This window comes from Shigella dysenteriae (assembly GCF_022354085.1).
In the GTDB taxonomy this organism is placed as follows: domain Bacteria; phylum Pseudomonadota; class Gammaproteobacteria; order Enterobacterales; family Enterobacteriaceae; genus Escherichia; species Escherichia coli.
The window spans coordinates 2,725,716-2,749,363 of sequence record NZ_CP055055.1 but is presented as its reverse complement, the minus strand read 5'-3'; the positions used below and the strand labels follow the sequence as shown (position 1 = coordinate 2,749,363).

General features: G+C 51.0%; 25 protein-coding genes. 15 read left to right on the top strand and 10 right to left on the bottom strand.

All coding sequences use genetic code 11. The features are described 5' to 3' along the window. Window positions 1–108 precede the first annotated feature (108 nt). Genes flhB through flhE form a run of 3 tightly spaced genes read left to right on the top strand, consistent with a single transcriptional unit; the run spans window position 109 to window position 3,720 of the window. Window positions 109–1,257, top strand: coding sequence for a flagellar biosynthesis protein FlhB (gene flhB / locus HUZ68_RS13165; protein ID WP_029392727.1), 1,149 nt, complete (start codon window positions 109–111; stop codon window positions 1,255–1,257). After that, window positions 1,250–3,328: a flagellar biosynthesis protein FlhA gene (gene flhA, locus HUZ68_RS13160; RefSeq protein ID WP_000066966.1), complete on the top strand. Its 2,079-nt coding sequence runs from the start codon at window positions 1,250–1,252 to the stop codon at window positions 3,326–3,328. Before flhB ends, flhA begins: the two co-directional genes overlap by 8 nt. After that, window positions 3,328–3,720: a flagellar protein FlhE gene (gene flhE / locus HUZ68_RS13155; protein WP_001259576.1), complete on the top strand. Its 393-nt coding sequence runs from the start codon at window positions 3,328–3,330 to the stop codon at window positions 3,718–3,720. The genes flhA and flhE overlap by 1 nt, the downstream gene beginning before the upstream one ends. A 121-nt stretch (window positions 3,721–3,841) precedes the next feature. Here flhE and HUZ68_RS13150 read toward each other — a convergent pair whose 3' ends face one another. Beyond that, complete coding sequence (locus HUZ68_RS13150; RefSeq protein WP_001307852.1) at window positions 3,842–4,330, bottom strand: lysozyme inhibitor LprI family protein; 489 nt, start codon at window positions 4,328–4,330, stop codon at window positions 3,842–3,844. Between the two features lie 90 nt (window positions 4,331–4,420). Here HUZ68_RS13150 and HUZ68_RS13145 point away from each other — a divergent pair, with 90 nt between their 5' ends. Then, entirely contained in the window at window positions 4,421–4,465 is a 45-nt protein-coding gene (locus HUZ68_RS13145) for a hypothetical protein (protein ID WP_212734366.1), read from the top strand. Between the two features lie 41 nt (window positions 4,466–4,506). Here HUZ68_RS13145 and argS read toward each other — a convergent pair whose 3' ends face one another. Further along, window positions 4,507–6,240: an arginine--tRNA ligase gene (gene argS / locus HUZ68_RS13140; RefSeq protein WP_001025322.1), complete on the bottom strand. Its 1,734-nt coding sequence runs from the start codon at window positions 6,238–6,240 to the stop codon at window positions 4,507–4,509. A gap of 215 nt (window positions 6,241–6,455) precedes the next feature. Here argS and HUZ68_RS13135 point away from each other — a divergent pair, with 215 nt between their 5' ends. The 4 genes from HUZ68_RS13135 (at window position 6,456) to torZ (ending at window position 11,724) form a co-directional block, all read left to right on the top strand. Then, window positions 6,456–7,022 carry a VOC family protein gene (locus tag HUZ68_RS13135; RefSeq protein ID WP_001307851.1) on the top strand — a complete coding sequence of 189 codons (567 nt, stop codon included), beginning with the start codon at window positions 6,456–6,458 and terminating at the stop codon, window positions 7,020–7,022. A 13-nt stretch (window positions 7,023–7,035) separates the two neighbouring features. Continuing rightward, on the top strand, window positions 7,036–7,782 hold the full coding sequence (gene cutC, locus HUZ68_RS13130) for a copper homeostasis protein CutC (protein WP_068866705.1): 747 nt from the start codon (window positions 7,036–7,038) through the stop codon (window positions 7,780–7,782). Between the two features lie 387 nt (window positions 7,783–8,169). Continuing rightward, window positions 8,170–9,270, top strand: a complete 1,101-nt coding sequence (locus HUZ68_RS13125) for a NapC/NirT family cytochrome c (RefSeq protein WP_001214275.1) — start codon at window positions 8,170–8,172, stop codon at window positions 9,268–9,270. Between the two features lie 24 nt (window positions 9,271–9,294). After that, a complete protein-coding gene (gene torZ / locus HUZ68_RS13120; protein ID WP_000176796.1) occupies window positions 9,295–11,724 on the top strand; it encodes a trimethylamine N-oxide reductase TorZ in 2,430 nt (809 codons plus the stop codon). A gap of 164 nt (window positions 11,725–11,888) precedes the next feature. On the opposite strand, the gene cmoB is transcribed toward torZ, so the two are convergent. Genes cmoB through HUZ68_RS13095 form a run of 5 tightly spaced genes read right to left on the bottom strand, consistent with a single transcriptional unit; the run spans window position 11,889 to window position 15,470 of the window. Continuing rightward, the gene (gene cmoB / locus HUZ68_RS13115) at window positions 11,889–12,860 is read right to left on the bottom strand and encodes a tRNA 5-methoxyuridine(34)/uridine 5-oxyacetic acid(34) synthase CmoB (RefSeq protein WP_000564725.1); all 972 of its coding nucleotides are present in this window, start codon (window positions 12,858–12,860) and stop codon (window positions 11,889–11,891) included. Continuing rightward, window positions 12,857–13,600 carry a carboxy-S-adenosyl-L-methionine synthase CmoA gene (gene cmoA / locus HUZ68_RS13110; RefSeq protein ID WP_000019588.1) on the bottom strand — a complete coding sequence of 248 codons (744 nt, stop codon included), beginning with the start codon at window positions 13,598–13,600 and terminating at the stop codon, window positions 12,857–12,859. The genes cmoB and cmoA overlap by 4 nt, the downstream gene beginning before the upstream one ends. Before the next feature lie 40 nt (window positions 13,601–13,640). Beyond that, window positions 13,641–14,036 carry an MAPEG family protein gene (locus HUZ68_RS13105; RefSeq protein WP_000252980.1) on the bottom strand — a complete coding sequence of 132 codons (396 nt, stop codon included), beginning with the start codon at window positions 14,034–14,036 and terminating at the stop codon, window positions 13,641–13,643. Window positions 14,037–14,088: 52 nt separating this feature from the next. Further along, complete coding sequence (locus tag HUZ68_RS13100; RefSeq protein WP_000639274.1) at window positions 14,089–14,907, bottom strand: DUF72 domain-containing protein; 819 nt, start codon at window positions 14,905–14,907, stop codon at window positions 14,089–14,091. Next, entirely contained in the window at window positions 14,904–15,470 is a 567-nt protein-coding gene (locus HUZ68_RS13095) for a hydrolase (protein ID WP_001537046.1), read from the bottom strand. Before HUZ68_RS13095 ends, HUZ68_RS13100 begins: the two co-directional genes overlap by 4 nt. A 309-nt stretch (window positions 15,471–15,779) precedes the next feature. Between HUZ68_RS13095 and aspS the strand changes: the two genes are divergently transcribed. The 4 genes from aspS to ruvC all read left to right on the top strand — a co-directional run bounded on the left by aspS (window position 15,780) and on the right by ruvC (window position 19,447). Then, entirely contained in the window at window positions 15,780–17,552 is a 1,773-nt protein-coding gene (aspS, locus tag HUZ68_RS13090) for an aspartate--tRNA ligase (RefSeq protein WP_001258662.1), read from the top strand. Window positions 17,553–17,669: 117 nt separating this feature from the next. Then, the gene (gene nudB, locus HUZ68_RS13085; protein ID WP_001300367.1) at window positions 17,670–18,122 is read left to right on the top strand and encodes a dihydroneopterin triphosphate diphosphatase; all 453 of its coding nucleotides are present in this window, start codon (window positions 17,670–17,672) and stop codon (window positions 18,120–18,122) included. Window positions 18,123–18,150: 28 nt separating this feature from the next. Further along, a complete protein-coding gene (locus HUZ68_RS13080) occupies window positions 18,151–18,891 on the top strand; it encodes a YebC/PmpR family DNA-binding transcriptional regulator (protein WP_000907234.1) in 741 nt (246 codons plus the stop codon). A 34-nt stretch (window positions 18,892–18,925) separates the two neighbouring features. Further along, complete coding sequence (gene ruvC / locus HUZ68_RS13075) at window positions 18,926–19,447, top strand: crossover junction endodeoxyribonuclease RuvC (protein WP_001295503.1); 522 nt, start codon at window positions 18,926–18,928, stop codon at window positions 19,445–19,447. A 1-nt stretch (window position 19,448) separates the two neighbouring features. Here the strand turns inward: ruvC and HUZ68_RS13070 are convergent, their stop codons facing one another. After that, window positions 19,449–20,051 (bottom strand): YebB family permuted papain-like enzyme, encoded by a 603-nt coding sequence (locus HUZ68_RS13070; RefSeq protein WP_001024929.1) that lies wholly within the window; start codon window positions 20,049–20,051, stop codon window positions 19,449–19,451. 70 nt (window positions 20,052–20,121) lie between these two features. Here HUZ68_RS13070 and yobI point away from each other — a divergent pair, with 70 nt between their 5' ends. From yobI to ruvB, 3 genes are all read left to right on the top strand, one after another. Next, on the top strand, window positions 20,122–20,187 hold the full coding sequence (gene yobI, locus HUZ68_RS13065; RefSeq protein WP_010723105.1) for a stress response small protein YobI: 66 nt from the start codon (window positions 20,122–20,124) through the stop codon (window positions 20,185–20,187). 138 nt (window positions 20,188–20,325) lie between these two features. Further along, window positions 20,326–20,937, top strand: coding sequence for a Holliday junction branch migration protein RuvA (gene ruvA / locus HUZ68_RS13060; protein ID WP_239593893.1), 612 nt, complete (start codon window positions 20,326–20,328; stop codon window positions 20,935–20,937). 8 nt (window positions 20,938–20,945) lie between these two features. Then, on the top strand, window positions 20,946–21,956 hold the full coding sequence (gene ruvB, locus HUZ68_RS13055; protein ID WP_000568519.1) for a Holliday junction branch migration DNA helicase RuvB: 1,011 nt from the start codon (window positions 20,946–20,948) through the stop codon (window positions 21,954–21,956). A 143-nt stretch (window positions 21,957–22,099) separates the two neighbouring features. Here ruvB and znuB read toward each other — a convergent pair whose 3' ends face one another. Both znuB and znuC read right to left on the bottom strand, forming a co-directional pair. After that, window positions 22,100–22,885 carry a zinc ABC transporter permease subunit ZnuB gene (znuB, locus tag HUZ68_RS13050; protein ID WP_000571478.1) on the bottom strand — a complete coding sequence of 262 codons (786 nt, stop codon included), beginning with the start codon at window positions 22,883–22,885 and terminating at the stop codon, window positions 22,100–22,102. Next, window positions 22,882–23,637, bottom strand: a complete 756-nt coding sequence (gene znuC, locus HUZ68_RS13045; RefSeq protein ID WP_000202996.1) for a zinc ABC transporter ATP-binding protein ZnuC — start codon at window positions 23,635–23,637, stop codon at window positions 22,882–22,884. The genes znuB and znuC overlap by 4 nt, the downstream gene beginning before the upstream one ends. Between the last annotated feature and the right edge of the window lie 11 nt (window positions 23,638–23,648).

Sequence of the window (23,648 nt, the reverse complement as noted above, 5' to 3'; positions counted from 1 at the left end):
GTGGCAGCAAAAGCCCTAAATCCCGCCTGTTTTGCCCCTTACTCAAACCATTGAACGCTTTGCGCTCTGGCATCATTTACGCTTAATACTCTTTCCAGGATTGGCGACGTGTCTGACGAGAGCGACGACAAAACAGAAGCCCCCACACCTCACCGACTAGAAAAAGCGCGGGAAGAGGGGCAAATCCCGCGTTCCCGTGAACTGACTTCACTGCTGATTTTGCTGGTGGGCGTTAGTGTTATCTGGTTTGGCGGTGTGTCGCTGGCCCGTCGATTGTCGGGCATGCTCTCCGCTGGGCTGCATTTTGATCACAGTATTATCAATGACCCGAATCTGATCCTCGGGCAAATTATTCTGCTGATCAGAGAAGCCATGCTGGCGCTGCTGCCGCTGATTAGCGGCGTGGTGCTGGTGGCGCTCATTTCTCCGGTCATGCTGGGAGGGCTGGTATTTAGCGGCAAATCCTTGCAGCCGAAGTTTTCCAAACTCAACCCGCTATCGGGCATTAAACGGATGTTCTCGGCACAGACTGGCGCGGAGTTACTTAAAGCAATTTTGAAAACCATCCTGGTTGGCAGCGTGGCGGGGTTTTTTCTCTGGCATCACTGGCCGCAGATGATGCGCTTAATGGCCGAGTCTCAGATTACCGCCATGGGTAATGCGATGGATCTGGTAGGGCTATGCGCACTGCTGGTGGTGCTTGGTGTCATTCCAATGGTGGGATTTGACGTCTTTTTCCAAATCTTCAGCCACCTGAAAAAGCTGCGAATGTCGCGGCAGGATATTCGTGATGAGTTCAAACAAAGCGAAGGCGACCCCCATGTTAAAGGACGGATCCGTCAGATGCAGCGAGCTGCCGCACGGCGTCGGATGATGGCCGATGTGCCGAAAGCGGATGTCATTGTCAATAACCCGACCCACTATTCGGTAGCGTTGCAGTATGACGAAAACAAAATGAGCGCACCGAAAGTGGTCGCTAAAGGTGCAGGGCTGGTCGCGCTGCGCATTCGTGAAATTGGCGCTGAAAATAACGTCCCGACGCTTGAAGCGCCGCCGCTGGCGCGAGCGCTGTATCGACATGCGGAGATTGGTCAACAAATCCCGGGTCAACTGTACGCCGCGGTGGCGGAAGTGCTGGCCTGGGTCTGGCAACTGAAACGCTGGCGTCTGGCTGGTGGACAGCGCCCTGTACAACCTACTCATCTTCCGGTGCCGGAAGCCCTGGATTTTATTAACGAGAAACCGACCCATGAGTAATCTGGCCGCGATGCTGCGCCTGCCCGCAAACCTGAAATCGACACAATGGCAGATCCTTGCCGGACCGATTTTGATCCTGTTGATCTTGTCGATGATGGTGCTGCCACTGCCCGCATTCATACTCGACCTGTTGTTTACCTTCAATATTGCCTTGTCGATCATGGTGTTGCTGGTGGCGATGTTTACCCAGCGCACGCTTGAGTTTGCTGCGTTTCCGACCATTCTGTTGTTTACCACGCTGTTGCGTCTGGCACTTAACGTGGCTTCAACCCGTATCATTTTGATGGAAGGGCATACCGGCGCAGCGGCGGCTGGGAAGGTGGTCGAAGCGTTCGGTCACTTCCTCGTTGGTGGCAATTTCGCTATCGGTATCGTGGTGTTTGTCATTCTCGTGATCATCAACTTTATGGTCATTACCAAAGGTGCCGGGCGTATCGCAGAAGTGGGTGCGCGCTTTGTTCTCGATGGTATGCCGGGTAAGCAGATGGCGATTGACGCCGACCTTAACGCCGGATTGATTGGTGAAGATGAGGCGAAAAAACGCCGCTCCGAAGTCACTCAGGAAGCCGATTTTTACGGCTCAATGGACGGGGCAAGTAAGTTTGTCCGCGGCGATGCCATCGCCGGGATCCTCATCATGGTCATTAACGTTGTCGGCGGGTTGCTGGTCGGCGTGCTGCAACATGGCATGAGCATGGGACACGCGGCGGAAAGTTATACGCTCTTGACCATTGGCGACGGTCTGGTGGCACAAATCCCGGCGCTGGTGATTTCTACCGCCGCGGGGGTCATTGTTACGCGTGTCAGCACCGATCAGGATGTTGGCGAGCAGATGGTGAATCAGCTTTTCAGTAACCCAAGCGTTATGTTGTTAAGCGCCGCCGTGCTCGGTTTGCTCGGCCTGGTGCCTGGAATGCCGAACCTGGTATTTTTGCTGTTCACTGCTGGATTGCTGGGGCTGGCCTGGTGGATCCGCGGACGCGAACAAAAAGCGCCTGCCGAACCCAAACCGGTAAAAATGGCAGAGAATAATGCCGTTGTCGAAGCGACGTGGAACGATGTACAACTGGAAGATTCTCTGGGAATGGAAGTGGGTTATCGACTGATCCCGATGGTTGATTTCCAACAAGATGGCGAGTTGCTGGGCCGTATTCGTAGTATTCGTAAGAAATTTGCTCAGGAAATGGGCTTCTTGCCGCCGGTGGTGCACATTCGCGACAATATGGATCTGCAACCTGCCCGCTATCGCATTTTGATGAAAGGCGTGGAGATAGGCAGTGGTGATGCTTATCCGGGGCGCTGGCTGGCGATTAACCCTGGAACCGCTGCCGGGACGTTACCTGGTGAGGCGACCATCGATCCGGCATTTGGCCTGAATGCTATCTGGATTGAAAGTGCGCTAAAAGAACAGGCGCAGATTCAGGGGTACACCGTGGTTGAGGCCAGCACGGTGGTAGCAACGCATCTTAACCACCTCATTAGCCAGCATGCCGCAGAGCTGTTTGGTCGTCAGGAGGCGCAACAGCTGCTGGATCGCGTCGCCCAGGAGATGCCAAAGCTGACGGAAGATCTCGTTCCTGGCGTCGTCACGCTCACCACATTGCATAAAGTGCTGCAAAATCTCCTCGATGAAAAAGTACCGATTCGCGATATGCGCACCATTCTCGAAACGCTGGCGGAACATGCACCCATCCAAAGTGATCCACATGAATTAACCGCCGTCGTGCGCGTGGCGTTGGGACGGGCGATTACCCAGCAGTGGTTTCCTGGCAAAGATGAAGTCCATGTTATTGGCCTCGATACACCGCTGGAACGTTTGTTGCTACAGGCGTTGCAGGGCGGGGGCGGACTGGAGCCAGGGCTGGCGGATCGTTTACTGGCGCAAACTCAGGAAGCGCTATCCCGTCAGGAGATGTTGGGTGCGCCGCCAGTATTGTTGGTGAACCACGCGCTGCGACCATTATTGTCTCGCTTTCTGCGCCGCAGCTTGCCGCAGTTAGTGGTGCTGTCGAATCTGGAACTATCTGATAACCGACATATCCGCATGACGGCGACAATTGGCGGTAAATGATGAGAACCTTATTAGCAATATTATTGTTTCCGCTGCTAGTGCAAGCCGCCGGGGAGGGGATGTGGCAGGCAAGTAGTGTCGGAATTACGCTAAATCATCGCGGTGAGTCGATGTCGTCAGCGCCTCTTTCTACTCGACAACCTGCTTCAGGATTGATGACGCTGGTGGCGTGGCGTTATCAGCTTATCGGCCCGACACCTGCAGGACTGCGGGTTCGCTTGTGTTCGCAATCTCGTTGTGTCGAATTAGAGGGGCAGAGCGGAACCACCGTGGCCTTTTCCGGTATAGCGGCAGCAGAACCGTTGCGCTTTATCTGGGAAGTGCCTGGCGGTGGGCGGTTAATTCCACCGCTAAAGGTACAACGGAATGAAGTGATTGTGAATTATCGCTGAAGGACAAATAAAAATTACGCGCTCGCGAGTATGTTTAATGACTCAGTGAAAAAGGCTGGATGTTTTGTTGCAATCATTTATCAGGAATAGATTGCAACAAAACATGCCAAAAATATGTGAATTATCCTCTTGTCAAAGGGCTTGGATAAAAATCTTCAGAGTTACGGTATAGCTGCAACTGGCGAGTTCGCGTATTGGTCTGTATGATCATACATGATAGCCATTCTGATTCAGAATAAGGGTCACTTAAATCCTGAACATCCTCATTTGAAAGGATTAATTCACATTCTTTGTCTCTAAAATCCAGCCAGGCTCGTTGTGATTTTTTAAGCAAGTTAAGTTGTTCGGTATCAGGTTTTTTTGCACCTGTGCGTGGCACTTGTTCTATATAACGATAAGCTTCACCATAAGCTTTATTTAATTGCGCATCGACGAGATTGTATTCTTGTCGCAGACATGATTTGATCACGTTAATGTCAGTATCATCATCTGAATTTTTTTGCCAACAATCTTTGATGGCTGAAATGTCATGATCATTTACTATAACCGTATCTTCTGCGTAAGCCTGGCAAGAGATAATGCCTAATGTTAATACAAGAAATTTAAACACTGCGGTATTCCTTAAATTGAACCGTTATCGTTTTCCTGGGCCTGGATATTACGCTTCTGGCCTCTTACTCAACAGTGAGAAAACGATGGCATGTCCGTTTTCAGAATACATTTAGATGGCAATAAAAAAGCCTGATCGGCTAACCCTGATCAGGCTTCACTCTCACGAAAAATCGATTACATACGCTCTACAGTCTCAATACCCAGCGTATCCAGACCCAGCTTCAGCGTCTTCGCCGTCAGTTGTGCCAGTTTTAGACGGCTGTTACGCACTTCTTCGTTTTCTGCGCTGAGGATCGGGCAGTGCTCGTAGAAGCCAGAGAACAGACCGGCCAGATCGTACAGGTAAGCACACATTACATGCGGCGTGCCTTCACGGGCAACCACGGTGAGGGTTTCTTCAAACTGCAGCAGGCGAGCTGCCAGTTGCGCTTCACGATCTTCACGGATGATAACCGGAGCTGCAGCCAGTTGCTCTTCGTCAATTTCTGCTTTACGGAACACGGACAATACACGCGTGTATGCATACTGCATGTAAGGCGCGGTATTACCCTCAAACGCCAGCATGTTGTCCCAGTCGAAGATGTAGTCCGTGGTGCGGTTTTTGGAGAGATCCGCATATTTCACCGCACCAATACCAACCGCGTTAGCCAGTTTTTCCAGCTCGTCGGCTGGCATATCCGGGTTCTTTTCTGCCACCAGACGGCGTGCACGTTCCAGGGCTTCATCCAGCAGATCGGCCAGTTTCACTGTACCACCCGCGCGGGTTTTGAACGGTTTGCCGTCTTTACCCAGCATCATGCCGAACATGTGGTGTTCCAGCGGTACGGATTCCGGTACATAGCCTGCTTTACGGACGATCGCCCATGCCTGCATCAGGTGTTGATGCTGACGGGAGTCGATGTAATACAGCACGCGATCGGCATGCAGTGTTTCATAACGATATTTCGCACAGGCGATATCAGTGGTGGTGTAGAGATAGCCGCCATCTTTCTTCTGAATGATCACGCCCATCGGCTCGCCTTCCTTGTTTTTAAACTCATCAAGGAATACGACGGTCGCCCCTTCGCTTTCTACTGCCAGACCTTTGGCTTTGAGATCCGCCACAATTCCTGGCAGCATTGGGTTGTAGAGGCTTTCGCCCATCACGTCATCACGGGTCAGCGTCACGTTGAGACGATCGTAGGTGATCTGGTTCTGCGTCATGGTGATGTCGACCAGTTTGCGCCACATCTCGCGGAAATATTCGTCACCGCTTTGCAGTTTTACCACGTAGTTACGTGCACGCTCGGCAAACTCTTCATCTTCGTCGTAATGCTTTTTCGCATCGCGGTAGAAACCTTCAAGGTCAGCCAGCTCCATTTCACCGGCGTTTTCCTGCTGCTGCTTTTCCAGCCATGCAATCAGCATACCGAACTGAGTGCCCCAGTCGCCGACGTGGTTTGCGCGAATCACTTTGTGACCGAGGAACTCCAGAGTACGCACTGCTGCGTCACCAATAATGGTAGAGCGCAGGTGACCGACGTGCATCTCTTTCGCCACGTTTGGCGCAGAGTAGTCAACCACAATGGTCTGTTTTTCTGGCGTAGCAACACCGAGACGATCGGACGCCAGCGCCTGCTGAACATGTTCAGCCAGGAATGCCGGATCAAGGAAAATGTTGATAAAGCCTGGACCGGCGATCTCAACTTTGCTGGCGATACCGTTAAGATCCAGATGAGTCAGCACCTGCTCTGCTAATTGTCGCGGTGCCATACCCAGTTTTTTAGCAACTGCCATCATGCCGTTAGCCTGATAGTCGCCGAACTGAACTTTTGCTGACTGACGAACCTGCGGTTCGCAATCCGCAGGCGCGCCTGCCGCAATCATGGCCTGACGGACTTTTTCTGAGAGAAGAGCCTGAATATTCACCGGAATACCTTACATTGATGAAGCGAGCAAAAATTGCCCGCACCAGTTAAAGAAATTAGGGCGGGAGTATACTGCAAATGGCTGTTTTCGTCAGCAACGTGCGCGTGCCGTATTGCCGTTTTCACTATTGCATCAGAAGCGGCGTGAAATCAGCGGTTGGTTGGCGCAGGGCAACAGGGTAAATTAACGCTTTTACTGAAAGACGAAGAGTGATTATGGCGAACTGGCAATCTATCGACGAGCTGCAGGATATTGCATCGGATTTACCGCGATTTACCCACGCATTAGATGAACTTTCCCGCCGTTTGGGGTTGGATATCACTCCGTTGACTGCCGATCACATTTCCTTGCGTTGCCATCAAAACGCCACCGCTGAACGCTGGCGTCGCGGGTTTGAACAGTGCGGCGAGCTTTTGTCAGAAAATATGATCAATGGCAGACCGATTTGTCTGTTTAAATTGCATGAACCGGTACAGGTTGCTCACTGGCAGTTTTCCATTGTGGAGCTACCGTGGCCCGGGGAAAAACGTTACCCGCACGAAGGTTGGGAACATATTGAAATCGTTCTGCCGGGTGATCCAGAAACGCTGAATGCCCGTGCGCTGGCATTGCTTTCTGATGAAGGACTCAGCCTACCGGGGATCTCAGTTAAAACCAGTTCGCCAAAAGGTGAGCATGAGCGATTACCGAATCCGACGCTGGCGGTCACCGATGGCAAAACAACTATTAAGTTTCATCCGTGGTCCATTGAAGAGATCGTTGCCAGCGAGCAGTCGGCGTAATTAAGGAGTAAAAATGGCATTACTGGAAATTTGCTGTTACAGCATGGAATGTGCACTAACGGCGCAGCAAAACGGCGCAGACAGAGTTGAATTATGCGCAGCCCCAAAAGAGGGGGGCTTAACGCCGTCGTTGGGTGTACTGAAATCCGTGCGCCAGCGGGTGACGATCCCTGTGCATCCGATTATCCGCCCACGCGGTGGTGATTTTTGCTACAGCGACGGTGAGTTTGCCGCCATTCTTGAGGATGTGCGCACAGTCCGCGAATTAGGTTTTCCTGGACTGGTGACAGGCGTGCTCGATGTTGACGGTAATGTCGATATGTCACGAATGGAAAAAATAATGGCTGCTGCCGGTCCGCTGGCAGTGACTTTTCATCGCGCCTTTGATATGTGCGCTAACCCTCTAAATACACTCAATAATCTTGCGGAATTGGGCATTGTCCGGGTGCTGACATCAGGGCAAAAATCAGACGCACTGCAAGGTTTATCAAAAATTATGGAACTTATTGCCCATCGTGATGCTCCAATCATTATGGCCGGAGCAGGAGTCCGTGCAGAAAACCTGCACCACTTCCTCGATGCCGGAGTGCTGGAAGTCCATAGCTCCGCGGGAGCGTGGCAAGCCTCACCGATGCGTTATCGTAATCAAGGATTGTCCATGTCATCAGATGCACACGCGGACGAGTATTCGCGTTATGTCGTAGACGGGGCGGCGGTTGCTGAAATGAAAGGAATCATTGAACGCCATCAGGCCAAATGATTTTTACCGTTGCATCATGTCGCCCAATATGATGCTTGCTCGTACCAGGCCCCTGCAATTTCAACAGGGGCCTTTTTTTATCCCTGAATAGTATAAAAAATGAACGATTACCGCGATCTGTTGAGTGGGTGACAGTGCACATAGCGTTGTGCTAAAAATATTTTATATATTCACATTAATTATGTGATTTAAATTGCTAAAACTGACAAATATATATTCTAAATAACAACTGGATTATTCCTTAGCAATTAATGATTACATTGTAATAAATCATATTCTTTAGCGATTATTTCAGGCAGTGTTGTGCCGAATTAAGCAAGTAGTCAATTCGTTGTATATTTATTTATACAATGATTTCGGTGTTCTGGAATTTAATTAGAGGAATCTATGCGAGGGAAAAAACGCATTGGGTTATTGTTTTTGCTGATAGCGGTTGTGGTTGGTGGTGGCGGGTTCTTGCTGGCGCAAAAAGCCTTACATAAAACGTCGGATACAGCATTTTGCCTTTCCTGCCACTCGATGAGTAAACCTTTTGAGGAATATCAGGGAACTGTCCACTTTTCGAACCAGAAAGGGATACGTGCGGAATGTGCCGATTGCCATATTCCAAAGTCAGGGATGGATTATTTATTCGCTAAATTAAAAGCATCTAAAGATATTTATCATGAATTTGTTAGCGGCAAAATAGACAGTGACGATAAGTTCGAAGCTCATCGCCAGGAAATGGCCGAAACAGTATGGAAAGAATTAAAAGCAACTGACTCTGCAACGTGCCGTAGTTGCCATTCTTTTGATGCCATGGATATTGCCTCGCAAAGTGAATCTGCGCAGAAAATGCATAACAAAGCACAAAAGGGCGGCGAAACCTGTATCGATTGTCATAAAGGCATTGCCCATTTTCCGCCAGAAATAAAAATGGATGACAACGCGGCGCATGAGCTGGAAAGTCAGGCCGCTACTTCAGTGACTAATGGCGCACATATTTATCCTTTCAAAACTTCTCGCATAGGCGAGCTGGCTACCGTGAATCCTGGTACCGATCTCACCGTCGTTGATGCCAGTGGCAAACAGCCGATCGTTCTGTTGCAGGGTTATCAAATGCAGGGCAGTGAAAACACGCTCTACCTGGCGGCAGGTCAACGGCTGGCGCTAGCCACATTAAGTGAAGAAGGTATCAAGGCGCTCACGGTAAACGGGGAATGGCAGGCTGACGAATACGGCAATCAATGGCGTCAGGCGTCTTTACAGGGTGCGCTTACCGATCCCGCATTAGCGGACCGTAAACCGCTATGGCAATACGCTGAAAAACTTGACGATACCTATTGCGCTGGTTGTCATGCCCCTATTGCCGCCGACCATTACACCGTCAATGCGTGGCCGTCCATTGCCAAAGGAATGGGGGCACGAACCAGCATGAGCGAAAACGAACTGGACATTTTAACGCGGTATTTCCAGTACAACGCCAAAGATATTACCGAGAAACAGTGATCCTCGTTGATCAGGGAGGAAGTTATGACATTAACAAGACGTGAATTTATTAAACACAGCGGTATTGCCGCTGGAGCGCTGGTGGTGACATCGGCAGCACCGCTACCCGCATGGGCAGAAGAGAAGGGCGGTAAAATCCTCACCGCGGGACGTTGGGGAGCGATGAACGTAGAAGTGAAGGACGGCAAGATTGTTTCTTCGACAGGCGCGCTGGCGAAAACCATACCGAACTCCTTACAGTCTACGGCGGCGGATCAGGTACACACCACGGCGCGTATTCAGCATCCGATGGTGAGAAAAAGCTATCTCGATAATCCACTGCAACCGGCGAAAGGTCGTGGCGAAGATACCTATGTACAGGTGAGCTGGGAGCAAGCATTAAAACTGATTCATGAGCAACACGATCGCATTCGCAAAGCTAACGGACCATCGGCTATTTTTGCCGGATCATACGGCTGGCGCTCTTCTGGCGTGTTGCATAAAGCGCAAACCTTACTGCAACGTTATATGAACCTGGCGGGCGGTTATTCCGGGCATAGCGGCGATTATTCAACCGGGGCGGCACAGGTGATCATGCCGCATGTGGTCGGTTCTGTAGAGGTGTATGAACAGCAGACCTCCTGGCCGCTGATTCTGGAAAACAGCCAGGTTGTGGTGCTGTGGGGGATGAACCCGCTGAATACCTTAAAAATTGCCTGGAGCAGTACCGATGAGCAAGGGCTGGAATACTTCCATCAGCTGAAAAAATCTGGCAAACCAGTGATTGCCATTGATCCTATCCGCTCCGAAACCATCGAATTCTTTGGCGATAATGCCACCTGGATCGCGCCGAATATGGGCACCGACGTGGCACTGATGTTAGGGATTGCGCATACCCTGATGACACAAGGCAAACACGATAAAGTGTTCCTTGAAAAATACACCACCGGGTATCCGCAGTTTGAAGAATATCTGACAGGTAAGAGCGATAATACTCCGAAGAGCGCGGCCTGGGCGGCGGAAATTACTGGCGTACCGGAAGCGCAGATAGTCAAACTCGCTGAACTGATGGCGGCGAATCGCACAATGCTGATGGCAGGCTGGGGAATTCAGCGCCAGCAATATGGTGAACAGAAACACTGGATGCTGGTGACGCTGGCGGCGATGTTAGGGCAGATTGGTACACCGGGCGGCGGTTTTGGTTTCTCTTATCATTACTCCAATGGTGGCAACCCGACGCGTGTTGGCGGCGTGCTGCCGGAAATGTCTGCGGCGATTGCCGGACAGGCCAGCGAGGCCGCTGATGATGGCGGAATGACGGCGATTCCTGTTGCCCGTATCGTCGATGCGCTGGAAAATCCTGGCGGCAAATATCAGCATAACGGTAAAGAACAAACGTATCCGAATATCAAAATGATCTGGTGGGCGGGTGGCGGTAACTTTACCCATCACCAGGATACTAATCGTCTGATCAAAGCATGGCAGAAACCGGAGATGATCGTCGTTTCTGAATGCTACTGGACCGCAGCTGCTAAACATGCAGATATCGTATTACCGATCACCACATCGTTTGAGCGCAATGACTTGACGATGACCGGTGATTACAGCAACCAGCATATTGTACCGATGAAGCAGGCTGTCGCTCCGCAATTTGAAGCGCGTAACGATTTTGACGTGTTTGCCGATCTTGCTGAATTACTGAAACCTGGCGGAAAAGAGATCTATACCGAAGGTAAAGATGAAATGGCGTGGCTGAAATTTTTCTATGATGCCGCTCAGAAAGGTGCCCGTGCGCAACGCGTCACTATGCCAATGTTTAATGCCTTCTGGCAGCAAAATAAACTGATCGAAATGCGCCGCAGCGAGAAGAACGAACAGTATGTTCGTTATGGTGATTTCCGCGCCGATCCAGTGAAAAATGCGCTGGGTACGCCAAGCGGCAAAATTGAGATTTACTCCAAAACGCTGGAAAAATTTGGCTATAAGGATTGCCCGGCACACCCAACCTGGCTTGCGCCTGATGAGTGGAAGGGTACCGCCGACGAGAAGCAGTTGCAGCTTCTGACCGCACATCCGGCACACCGTTTACACAGTCAGCTTAACTATGCGGAACTGCGTAAAAAATATGCGGTTGCCGATCGTGAACCAATCACTATTCACACCGAAGATGCTGCTCGCTTTGGTATTGCGAATGGCGATCTGGTCCGTGTCTGGAATAAACGAGGTCAGATCCTGACAGGCGCTGTGGTGACTGACGGGATCAAAAAAGGCGTGGTATGCGTGCATGAAGGTGCATGGCCAGATCTGGAAAATGGCTTGTGTAAAAACGGCAGTGCGAACGTGTTAACGGCGGATATCCCCAGCTCGCAGCTGGCAAATGCCTGTGCCGGTAACTCTGCGCTGGTGTATATCGAAAAATATACGGGTAACGCACCGAAGTTAACGGCGTTTGATCAGCCAGCTGTTCAGGCGTAAGACGTGAAAAGCGCCCGGAAACGGGCGCTGAGGTTATGCAAACATAAAGCTGCCTGATGCGCTATGCTTATCAGGCCTACATAGTCCCTGCAATATATTGAATTAGCAAGGTTTTGTAGGCCGGATAAGGCGTTCACGCCGCATCCGGCAGTAATACCAGACCTTTACGGCTTGCGCGCAATCAGCACCGCGCGTTTAGGTGCCGGATAACCTTCCACCGTTTTACCCGGATCATGTGGGTCGAGGAAATCGGCCAGCGATTCGGTAACCATCCATTCGGTGCGTCGCTGCTCTTCTGTGGTGGTAACGCTCACATCCGCAATGCGGATATCTACAAAACCACACTTCTTCAGCCAGTTTTTCAGCGCCAGCGCGGAAGGGATGAAATAGACATTACGCATTTGCGCGTAACGATCGCCCGGCACCAGCACCGTGTTCTCATCACCATCAATAACCAGCGTTTCAAGCACCAGTTCACCTTCATTGACCAGTTGATCTTTCAACTGCCAGAGATGCTCCAGCGGTGAACGACGATGATAAAGCACGCCCATCGAAAAGACGGTATCAAAGGCTTTCAGTGCCGGAAGTTGTTCAATACCTAACGGTAACAAATGCGCGCGCTGATCATTACCCAGTAGTTTACGCACCGCTTCAAACTGGCACAGAAACAGTTGCGTAGGGTCGATCCCCACCGCGAGGTGCGCGCCTGCGCCAATCATGCGCCACATGTGATAACCGCTGCCGCAGCCGACATCCAGAATGGTGCGTCCGGTTAAATCAGAAAGATGGGGCAGAACACGATCCCATTTCCAGTCGGAACGCCATTCGGTATCGATGTTGACGCCATACAGTGAGAACGGCCCTTTGCGCCACGGCATCAGGTTGCGCATCAGCGTTTCAATGCGTTTAATTTGCCCTGCGCTCAGTGGCTCTTCGCTTTCTGCCGTAACGCTATGCAATAAATCAAGACGATACGGTTTAATTTCAGGTAGAAACTCCACCGCATTTGACCACTGCTTAAACAACCCGTGCTGCTGCTCGCGCTGCCAGTTAGCAATCTGCGCGGGCAGCGTTTCGAGCCAGTGTGAAAGATGATTTTTGGCAATCAGAGAATAAAAGTTACCAAAGTCGATCATGCAGCGTCCTCTGCTTTTAATGCCACCAGTGAACCAAAGTTAAAGCACTGGAACCACAGCTCGCTATGCTCAAAACCGGCTTTATGCAGGCGTGCTTTATGGGTTTCCACGGAATCGGTCAGCATCACGTTTTCCAGCATGCTGCGCTTCTGGCTGATCTCCAGTTCGCTGTAACCGTTGGCACGTTTAAAGTCGTGGTGCATGTTGAACAACAGTTCACCAACTTTGGCATCTTCGAAACTGAATTTTTCCGAAAGCACCAGCGCGCCGCCGGGGTTCAGCCCTTGATAAATTTTATCCAGTAATGCCTGGCGCTCGGAAGGTTCCAGGAATTGCAGGGTAAAATTCAGCACCACCATCGATGCGTTTTCAATGGCGATATCGCGAATATCACCTTCAATGACGTCTACTGGCGTAGGGGCTTTATAGGCGTCAATATGACGACGGCAGCGTTCAATCATCGCCGGGGAGTTGTCGATGGCAATAATTTTGCAATTATCATGATGAATGTTGCGACGCACCGAGAGCGTCGCCGCGCCCAGAGAACAACCCAGATCGTAAACCTGCGTACCAGGTTGAACGAAGCGCTCGGCTAACATACCAATCATGGAAATAATATTGGAATAGCCGGGAACGGAACGCTGGATCATATCCGGGAAGACTTCAGCTACCCGTTCATCAAAGGTCCAGTCGCCCAGTCTGGCGATAGGGGCAGAAAATAGCGTGTCGCGGTGAGACATAACGTAAAAATCCGGGAAAAAGAAAGTGGCGTATTGTGCGCTAACGCAGGGAGAAAACCAACTCCCAGGGCATATACCAAAGATTCGCCAGCACCATCAGCAACAGCGCACACCAGGTGGCGCTCATGCCGGAACGTCGCCAGCGAAACAGACGGTGATGAAAACCGTAATAATGCATCAGACGACCAGCAAGCAAAACGATGCCGCAAATATGCACCATCCAGGTTTCTGCGCCATTCATTTCCATAAACAGCATCAGCACAATCGCGATGGGAATATATTCCACCGCGTTACCATGAATGCGAATAGCGCTTTGCAGTTCGCTAAAACCACCGTCACCATAGGCAACGCGGTACTGCATTCGCAGGCGAACGACATCAAAAGAGAACTTCATTAATAACAACGCACTTAAAACGGCATACAGCGCGCTTACCATACAAACTCCCTTTAAAATGGCCGATGGCACCTGTCTATGATAGGTGGCAAATTCAGAAAAGAGAAGATTGCTGTGGAATAGCCGGAACTGCTCCGATCTCTGGAAGCGTTTTACGTAAGTCTTCCCACAGGGTATGTACCAGTTCCGGTGCCTGGGCAATGTCTGGCGTATGTAAAAAAAGATAAGGCGTAGTGGTCTGATGCCACTGCGCTAATTTTTGTAACCAGACCTGAAATAATTCCCGGTTTTGCGTCATATCATCACTACCGATAAAACGGATCAGTGGATTTGTCGCCGTCAGTACAGCATGTACCGGAACTTTAGGTTTTTTTCGTTGAGCGTCGCGAATAGCTTCACTGTGTGGACGTGCTGCATGAACCGGGCGGCTGTCTAAAATCACCCGATTAACGCCGCGCTGATGTAAACCGCGATTAAGCGTTTGTTCCTCTTCCCCTTTGGCGAAAAACTGTGGATGGCGGACTTCCACACCATAATTAAATTCGCCAGGGAGAGAATCGAGAAAATGCCAAAGCGCAGGCAGCTCCCGTGGGCCGAATGTGGCAGGCAGTTGCAGCCAGTATTGCCCAATGCGCGGAGCCAACGGTGACATGCGGGTCAAAAATTCAGTCACTAAATCATCGCAATGCCGTAATGCTGCCTGATGCGAAATGGTCGCCGGAAACTTAAAACAGAAGCGGAAGTCATCTGTGGTCTGCTCACGCCAGCGCAGGACAACCTCGGGTTTCGGCAGGGCGTAAAGCGTGGTGTTGCCCTCCACGCAGTTAAAGTGGCGGGCATACTCTTCAAGGCTGGTGATCCCCAACCGCACCCATTTAGGATGCGACCATTGCGGTAGACCGATGTAAATCATAACGCGTGAAGGATCTCTTCCACGCTACGCACACGGGCGATGCGCGGGTAGATATGATTAATGCTGTTATTGTGTTGCTCGGCGCTGGCGGCACTACAGGCGTCTTCGGCAATCACCAGATTAAAGCCAAGTTCCCAGGCATTGCGGGCGGTGGATTCAACACCGATATTGGTCGAGATCCCACATAACACTATTGTATCGATACCTCGGCGGTGTAATTGCAACTCCAGATCCGTACCGTAAAACGCACCCCACTGACGTTTGATTATTTCGATATCACTGTCAGTTGCACCTAATGCAGCTGGATGTTGCCACCAGTTTTCGGGCAACACTTTAGCGGGGGAAGGGGCATCAACCGGCTGTTTTAATGCTTCGGCGTAATCGGCAGACCAGCCAACGCGCACCAGAAACACGGGCTGACCGCTGGCGCGAAATTTCGCCGCCAGCTTCCCGGCGCGATTAACTACCTCATCGGCAGTATGTGGACCACCGGCAAAAGGTAAGATGCCTTCTTGTAAATCGATCACCACCAGCGCAGTGGTTTTAGCATTAAGTTCAAGCATGATGACTCCTGAAAAAACAAAATCGTGCCTCACACCTTAATGCGATTAGCCGATGGCGGAACGACAAATTTTGTTAATTTTTATGAGTTCGGGCAACACCTTTATAGCAAACTGGCGTAGAGTCTGATTTCAGGCCCGATATAAAGTGGTAACGAGGCGTTCCAGCGCGGGCCAGGCTCTTACGGTGCGGCAGAATTTCCAGTATAATAGCCGCCTTTTTTCATTCAGTTGTGACATACAGCTAACGCTGCGACTTGGTCACCTGCGCAGCAGGGGGCATCCGCCGGCAGCTAAGTTAAGGGATATCTCATGCGTACAGAATATTGTGGACAGCTCCGTTTGTCCCACGTGGGGCAGCAGGTGACTCTGTGTGGTTGGGTCAACCGTCGTCGTGATCTTGGTAGCCTGATCTTCATCGATATGCGCGACCGCGAAGGTATCGTGCAGGTATTTTTCGATCCGGATCGTGCGGACGCGTTAAAGCTGGCCTCTGAACTGCGTAATGAGTTCTGCATTCAGGTCACGGGCACCGTACGTGCGCGTGACGAAAAAAATATTAACCGCGATATGGCGACCGGCGAAATCGAAGTGCTGGCGTCCTCGCTGACTATCATCAACCGCGCAGATGTTCTGCCGCTTGACTCTAACCACGTCAACACCGAAGAAGCGCGTCTGAAATACCGCTACCTCGACCTGCGTCGTCCGGAAATGGCTCAGCGCCTGAAAACCCGCGCTAAAATCACCAGCCTGGTGCGCCGTTTTATGGATGACCACGGCTTCCTCGACATCGAAACTCCGATGCTGACCAAAGCCACGCCGGAAGGCGCGCGTGACTACCTGGTGCCTTCTCGTGTGCACAAAGGTAAATTCTACGCACTGCCGCAATCCCCACAGTTGTTCAAACAGCTGCTGATGATGTCCGGCTTTGACCGCTACTATCAGATCGTTAAATGCTTCCGTGACGAAGACCTGCGCGCTGATCGTCAGCCTGAATTTACTCAGATCGATGTGGAAACTTCTTTCATGACCGCGCCGCAAGTGCGTGAAGTGATGGAAGCGCTGGTGCGCCATCTGTGGCTGGAAGTGAAGGGCGTGGATCTGGGCGATTTCCCGGTAATGACCTTTGCGGAAGCCGAACGCCGTTATGGTTCTGATAAACCGGATCTGCGTAACCCGATGGAACTGACCGACGTTGCTGATCTGCTGAAATCTGTTGAGTTTGCAGTATTTGCAGGTCCGGCGAACGATCCGAAAGGCCGTGTTGCCGCTCTGCGTGTTCCGGGTGGCGCATCGCTGACCCGTAAGCAGATCGACGAATACGGTAACTTCGTTAAAATCTACGGCGCGAAAGGTTTGGCTTACATCAAAGTTAACGAACGCGCGAAAGGTCTGGAAGGTATCAACAGCCCGGTAGCGAAGTTCCTTAATGCAGAAATCATCGAAGCCATCCTGGATCGTACTGCCGCGCAAGATGGCGATATGATTTTCTTCGGTGCCGACAACAAGAAAATTGTTGCCGACGCGATGGGCGCATTGCGCCTGAAAGTGGGTAAAGACCTTGGTCTGACCGACGAAAGCAAATGGGCACCGCTGTGGGTTATCGACTTCCCGATGTTTGAAGACGACGGTGAAGGCGGCCTGACGGCAATGCACCATCCGTTCACCTCACCGAAAGACATGACGGCTGCAGAGCTGAAAGCTGCACCGGAAAATGCGGTGGCGAACGCTTACGATATGGTCATCAATGGTTACGAAGTGGGCGGTGGTTCAGTACGTATCCATAATGGTGATATGCAGCAGACGGTGTTTGGTATTCTGGGTATCAACGAAGAGGAACAGCGCGAGAAATTCGGCTTCCTTCTCGACGCTCTGAAATACGGTACTCCGCCGCACGCAGGTCTGGCATTCGGTCTTGACCGTCTGACCATGCTGCTGACCGGCACCGACAATATCCGTGACGTTATCGCCTTCCCGAAAACCACGGCGGCAGCGTGTCTGATGACTGAAGCACCGAGCTTTGCTAACCCGACTGCACTGGCTGAGCTGAGCATTCAGGTTGTGAAGAAGGCTGAGAATAACTGATATGACTCAAATACACGAAATCATTCGCGTTGCATCGAGGCGGCAACTGAGTGAACTCCCATGAGCATAGATAACTATGTGAATGGGATGAGCGAAGGCAGTCAACGAAGAGGCAGCGTGAAGGATAAAGTGTATAAGCGTCCCGTTTCGATCTTAGTGGTCATCTACGCACAAGATACGAAACGGGTGCTGATGTTGCAGCGGCGTGATGACCCCGATTTCTGGCAGTCGGTAACCGGCAGCGTGGAAGAGGGTGAAACCGCGCCGCAAGCTGCCATGCGCGAAGTAAAGGAAGAGGTCACCATTGATGTTGTCGCTGAACAACTGACCTTAATTGACTGTCAGCGCACGGTAGAGTTTGAAATTTTTTCACATTTACGTCATCGCTATGCGCCGGGCGTGACGCGTAATACGGAATCATGGTTCTGTCTTGCGCTTCCGCACGAGCGGCAGATCGTTTTCACTGAACATCTGGCTTACAAGTGGCTTGATGCGCCTGCTGCGGCGGCGCTCACTAAGTCCTGGAGCAACCGGCAGGCGATTGAACAGTTTGTAATTAACGCTGCCTGAACAGGCAGGGCTATTTGGAGATATTTTTATGGCAGGTCATAGTAAATGGGCCAACACCAGACATCGTAAAGCTGCGCAGGATGCTAAGCGCGGTAAAATCTTCACTAAAATCATTCGTGAGCTGGTAACCGCGGCGAAGTTGGGCGGTGGCGATCCGGACGCTAACCCGCGTCTGCGTGCAGCAATTGATAAAGCACTGTCTAACAACATGACCCGTGACACGCTGAACCGCGCAATTGCACGTGGTGTGGGCGGTGATGATGATGCGAACATGGAAACCATCATCTACGAAGGTTACGGTCCTGGCGGCACGGCAATCATGATTGAATGTCTGTCTGACAACCGCAACCGTACCGTTGCTGAAGTGCGTCATGCATTCAGCAAATGTGGCGGTAACCTCGGTACTGATGGTTCCGTAGCCTATCTGTTCAGCAAAAAAGGCGTGATCTCCTTCGAGAAAGGCGATGAAGACACCATCATGGAAGCAGCATTGGAAGCAGGTGCTGAAGACGTTGTGACCTATGATGACGGCGCGATTGATGTCTACACTGCATGGGAAGAAATGGGTAAAGTGCGCGACGCACTGGAAGCGGCAGGTCTGAAAGCAGACAGCGCGGAAGTTTCCATGATCCCGTCTACCAAAGCTGATATGGATGCAGAAACCGCACCGAAACTGATGCGTCTGATCGATATGCTGGAAGATTGCGACGACGTGCAGGAAGTTTACCATAACGGTGAAATCTCTGATGAGGTCGCAGCGACTCTCTGATGAGGCCTGCTAAACAGCAAAACGGAGACGCGTGATGGCTATTATTCTCGGCATTGATCCGGGTTCGCGCGTGACCGGCTACGGCGTCATCCGCCAGGTAGGTAGGCAACTGTCCTACCTGGGTAGCGGATGCATCCGCACCAAAGTGGATGATTTACCGTCTCGTCTGAAACTCATCTATGCGGGCGTGACGGAAATCATCACCCAGTTCCAGCCTGATTATTTCGCCATTGAACAAGTCTTTATGGCAAAGAACGCTGACTCAGCCCTGAAACTGGGCCAGGCGCGCGGCGTGGCGATTGTGGCGGCGGTGAATCAGGAGTTGCCAGTATTTGAATACGCGGCACGTCAGGTAAAGCAAACGGTGGTAGGTATTGGTAGTGCCGAAAAAAGCCAGGTGCAGCATATGGTCCGCACCTTGCTGAAACTGCCCGCTAATCCACAGGCGGATGCCGCCGATGCGCTGGCGATTGCCATCACCCACTGCCACGTTAGTCAGAATGCGATGCAGATGAGCGAATCGCGGCTGAACCTGGCGAGAGGGCGACTGCGTTAAGTTATACCGCCTCGGTCAGTTCCGGCTGAGGCGTTTCCACTCCCTCCGCATGAATCAACACCAAACCCGGATGATGCCACAAACTGGCTGGCGTGACGGTTTTACGCTCCCACGGAATAGAACCCAGGAACCAGAATTTCCAGAAAGTGAGTTTTGCATTCGGATTGCTATTTAACAATTCTCCAAACGTCTCTATTTCACCCACCGGAATACATAGCGCTTCTTTATAAATATCAAAAACAAATTTTGAACAGAACTGGCGCGAAGATTCGTATTTAAAACCGGTGTGGTAAAGTTTGCGTAGCCGGGAGGGAACCTGTTCAACAATTCGTTGTTTTTGTTGTTCTGTCAGCCCAGCGTCTAATCGCTTTATAGCATAGCGTTGATTAGACGAACGTTTAATAAAACGAGATAGCGTGGTGATGGTTGAAAGGGGAACCCGGCTTTCTGCAACCAGGAAGTCTTCACCGTTATGACCGATAATGATCCCGACGTGATTACTCCAGCAATTTGATGCAGCTGATATTTGACCAAATAAGGCAGCACCTATACATGTAAAGACGATATCTCCAATTTCATATTCAGCAGGGTAATTAATATTCACGTTGTCATTCCATTGAAATAGATACGAATATACGTAATAGCATAAAAAATTTATTTTTTCAGGAGGCGCAATGTATATTTTTATTACGCATTTCTTCACTGAATATGTAATATTAAAATATTTGCTTCCAATATAACCTGTAGAATAAATTATACTGTGCCATTTTTCAGTTCATCGAGACACCTCGCAAGTTTTCTTCATCCTTCGCTGGATATCTATCCAGCATTTTTTTATCATACAGCATTATCTTTGATTCATTACGCAGGAGCGTCATGTGATAGGCAGACTCAGAGGCATCATCATTGGAAAACAACCCCCGCTGGTGTTAATTGAAGTGGGCGGCGTAGGCTATGAAGTGCATATGCCGATGACCTGTTTTTATGAACTCCCTGAAGCGGGTCAGGAAGCGATCGTTTTCACCCACTTTGTGGTGCGTGAAGACGCGCAACTGCTGTACGGTTTTAACAATAAACAAGAGCGCACATTGTTCAAAGAGTTGATCAAAACCAACGGCGTCGGCCCGAAGTTGGCGCTGGCGATCCTCTCCGGAATGTCAGCGCAGCAGTTTGTTAATGCCGTTGAGCGTGAAGAAGTGGGGGCACTGGTGAAACTGCCAGGTATTGGCAAAAAAACCGCCGAACGCTTGATTGTTGAAATGAAAGACCGATTTAAAGGTTTGCATGGCGATCTCTTTACGCCAGCCGCCGACCTGGTACTCACGTCTCCTGCCAGCCCGGCGACCGACGATGCTGAACAAGAAGCGGTTGCCGCGCTGGTGGCGCTGGGCTATAAACCACAAGAAGCAAGCCTCATGGTGAGCAAAATCGCTCGCCCTGACGCCAGCAGTGAAACATTAATTCGCGAAGCCCTACGCGCCGCGTTATGAGGTAAAGGATGATTGAAGCAGACCGTCTGATTTCTGCCGGTACCACTTTGCCGGAAGATGTAGCAGATCGCGCCATTCGCCCTAAATTACTGGAAGAGTATGTTGGTCAGCCGCAGGTTCGTTCACAGATGGAGATTTTCATCAAAGCAGCGAAACTGCGCGGCGATGCCCTCGATCATTTGTTGATTTTTGGTCCTCCGGGGTTGGGTAAAACTACGCTTGCCAACATTGTCGCCAATGAAATGGGCGTTAATTTACGCACGACTTCTGGTCCGGTGCTGGAAAAGGCGGGCGATTTGGCTGCGATGCTCACTAACCTTGAACCGCATGACGTGCTGTTTATTGATGAGATCCACCGTTTATCGCCAGTTGTTGAAGAAGTGCTGTACCCGGCAATGGAAGACTACCAACTGGATATCATGATTGGTGAAGGTCCGGCGGCACGCTCCATTAAAATTGATTTGCCGCCGTTTACCCTGATTGGTGCAACCACGCGCGCAGGTTCGCTGACATCACCGTTGCGCGACCGTTTTGGTATTGTGCAACGTCTGGAGTTTTATCAGGTGCCGGATCTGCAATATATCGTCAGTCGCAGCGCACGCTTTATGGGGCTTGAGATGAGTGATGACGGCGCGCTGGAAGTTGCTCGTCGCGCTCGCGGTACGCCGCGCATTGCCAACCGTCTGCTGCGTCGAGTGCGTGATTTCGCCGAAGTGAAGCACGATGGCACCATCTCGGCAGATATCGCTGCTCAGGCGCTGGATATGTTGAATGTCGATGCTGAAGGTTTCGATTATATGGACCGCAAATTGTTGCTGGCGGTAATCGATAAGTTCTTTGGTGGGCCGGTAGGTCTGGATAACCTGGCGGCGGCTATTGGCGAAGAACGTGAAACCATTGAGGATGTGCTGGAACCTTATTTGATTCAGCAAGGCTTTTTGCAGCGTACACCGCGCGGGCGTATGGCGACGACGCGGGCGTGGAATCACTTTGGCATAACGCCGCCAGAAATGCCGTAAGTCGGATTGGTCGCTCGCACCGCATCCGACATTGGCAGTGTGCCTGATGCGACGCTATTCGCGTCTTATCAGGCATATACCAGAGATAGCGAACCGTAGGGCGGAAAAGGCGCTCGCGCCGCATCCGACATTTTAGGTTTAAATTAACTGGCCTGTTTTTTCATCATACTGATAATAAACAATAGTGCAGCACATAGTACTACCGACGGACCCGCCGGCGTATCGTAAAATGCGGAAAAGGTTAAACCGCCAGTCACTGCCACCATCCCCACCAAAACAGCGACACCAGCCATCTGTTCCGGCGTGCGGGCAAAGCGACGTGCAGTAGCTGCAGGAATAATCAGCAGCGAAGTAATAATCAACGCGCCGACAAATTTCATCGCTACACCAATCGTCAATGCCGTCACCAGCATCAACAACAATTTCACGCGCTGTAATTTCACACCATCAACAAACGCCAGATCCGGGCTAATCGTCATCGACAGCAAATTGCGCCATTGCCAGAACAAAATCGCCACCACGATGACCACGCCAATCGCAATAGAGATGAGATCTTCTGGCGTCACTGCCAGTAAATCACCGAACAGGTAAGCCATCAAATCAACACGAATGTTAGACATCAGACTAACGACCACCAGGCCCAGCGACAGGGCACTGTGCGCCATAATCCCTAATAACGTGTCGATCGCCAGCTGTGGACGCTTCTCCAGCCATACTAGACCGCCCGCCAGCAGCAGCGTAACGGCAATCACCGCATAGAATGGATTCACGTCCAGCAACAAACCAAACGCGACACCAAGTAATGAGGCATGAGCCAGCGTATCACCGAAATAAGACATACGACGCCAGACTACAAACGAACCAAGCGGACCCGCGGCACAGGCGAGCATGATCCCGGCTAACCAACCGGGAAATAATAATTCAATCATGAGCGATCATTTCCCCGACGCAAAACAATTCGTCCCTGTAAATCGTGACGATGATTATGATGATGGCGATAGATACCCAGTTGTTCAGCACCACGAGGACCAAACATTGAAATAAACTCCGGATGCAGGGAAACAACTTCCGGTGTGCCGGAACAACAAATGTGGTGATTCAGGCACAGCACTTCATCGGTTTTTGCCATTACCAGATGCAGATCGTGAGAGACCATTAAAACGCCACAATCCAGTTCACGACGCAGTTGGTCAATAAGGTCATATAACGCCACCTGGCCATTTACATCCACGCCTTGAGTGGGTTCATCCAGCACTAATAATTGCGGGCGATTTAACAATGCTCGCGCTAACAGTACACGCTGCGTTTCGCCACCCGAGAGCTTTTGCATCGGTGCGTTAATCAGGTGCCCGGCCTGGACACGTTTTAGTGCAGGCAAAATATCTTCTTTATGTGTACCAGGGCGTAAGCGTAAAAAACGGTTTACGGTCAGTGGCAACGTGGTGTCGAGATACAGCTTCTGCGGTACATAGCCGATGCGCAGTTTTCCGTTGCGCTTGATAACCCCTTCATCGGGTGTTACCAGCCCGAGCACTACCCGTACCAGTGTCGACTTACCTGCGCCATTTGGCCCAAGTAAAGTCAAAATTTTTCCAGGTTTAAGTTCCAGCGACACATCAGAGAGGACGCGGCGTTGGCCAAAAGAAACCGAGACATTTTCCAGGGAAACCAGACTTGTCATGTTAATTTTAG

Coding starts and splice junctions, on each gene's coding strand:
- flhA (WP_000066966.1), top strand. CDS start 1,250: ATGAGTAATCTGGCCGCGATGCTGCGCCTGCCCGCAAACCTGAAATCG.
- flhE (WP_001259576.1), top strand. CDS start 3,328: ATGAGAACCTTATTAGCAATATTATTGTTTCCGCTGCTAGTGCAAGCC.
- HUZ68_RS13135 (WP_001307851.1), top strand. CDS start 6,456: ATGGCGAACTGGCAATCTATCGACGAGCTGCAGGATATTGCATCGGAT.
- cutC (WP_068866705.1), top strand. CDS start 7,036: ATGGCATTACTGGAAATTTGCTGTTACAGCATGGAATGTGCACTAACG.
- HUZ68_RS13125 (WP_001214275.1), top strand. CDS start 8,170: ATGCGAGGGAAAAAACGCATTGGGTTATTGTTTTTGCTGATAGCGGTT.
- torZ (WP_000176796.1), top strand. CDS start 9,295: ATGACATTAACAAGACGTGAATTTATTAAACACAGCGGTATTGCCGCT.
- cmoB (WP_000564725.1), bottom strand. CDS start 12,860: ATGATCGACTTTGGTAACTTTTATTCTCTGATTGCCAAAAATCATCTT.
- cmoA (WP_000019588.1), bottom strand. CDS start 13,600: ATGTCTCACCGCGACACGCTATTTTCTGCCCCTATCGCCAGACTGGGC.
- HUZ68_RS13105 (WP_000252980.1), bottom strand. CDS start 14,036: ATGGTAAGCGCGCTGTATGCCGTTTTAAGTGCGTTGTTATTAATGAAG.
- HUZ68_RS13100 (WP_000639274.1), bottom strand. CDS start 14,907: ATGATTTACATCGGTCTACCGCAATGGTCGCATCCTAAATGGGTGCGG.
- HUZ68_RS13095 (WP_001537046.1), bottom strand. CDS start 15,470: ATGCTTGAACTTAATGCTAAAACCACTGCGCTGGTGGTGATCGATTTA.
- aspS (WP_001258662.1), top strand. CDS start 15,780: ATGCGTACAGAATATTGTGGACAGCTCCGTTTGTCCCACGTGGGGCAG.
- HUZ68_RS13080 (WP_000907234.1), top strand. CDS start 18,151: ATGGCAGGTCATAGTAAATGGGCCAACACCAGACATCGTAAAGCTGCG.
- ruvC (WP_001295503.1), top strand. CDS start 18,926: ATGGCTATTATTCTCGGCATTGATCCGGGTTCGCGCGTGACCGGCTAC.
- ruvB (WP_000568519.1), top strand. CDS start 20,946: ATGATTGAAGCAGACCGTCTGATTTCTGCCGGTACCACTTTGCCGGAA.
- znuB (WP_000571478.1), bottom strand. CDS start 22,885: ATGATTGAATTATTATTTCCCGGTTGGTTAGCCGGGATCATGCTCGCC.
- znuC (WP_000202996.1), bottom strand. CDS start 23,637: ATGACAAGTCTGGTTTCCCTGGAAAATGTCTCGGTTTCTTTTGGCCAA.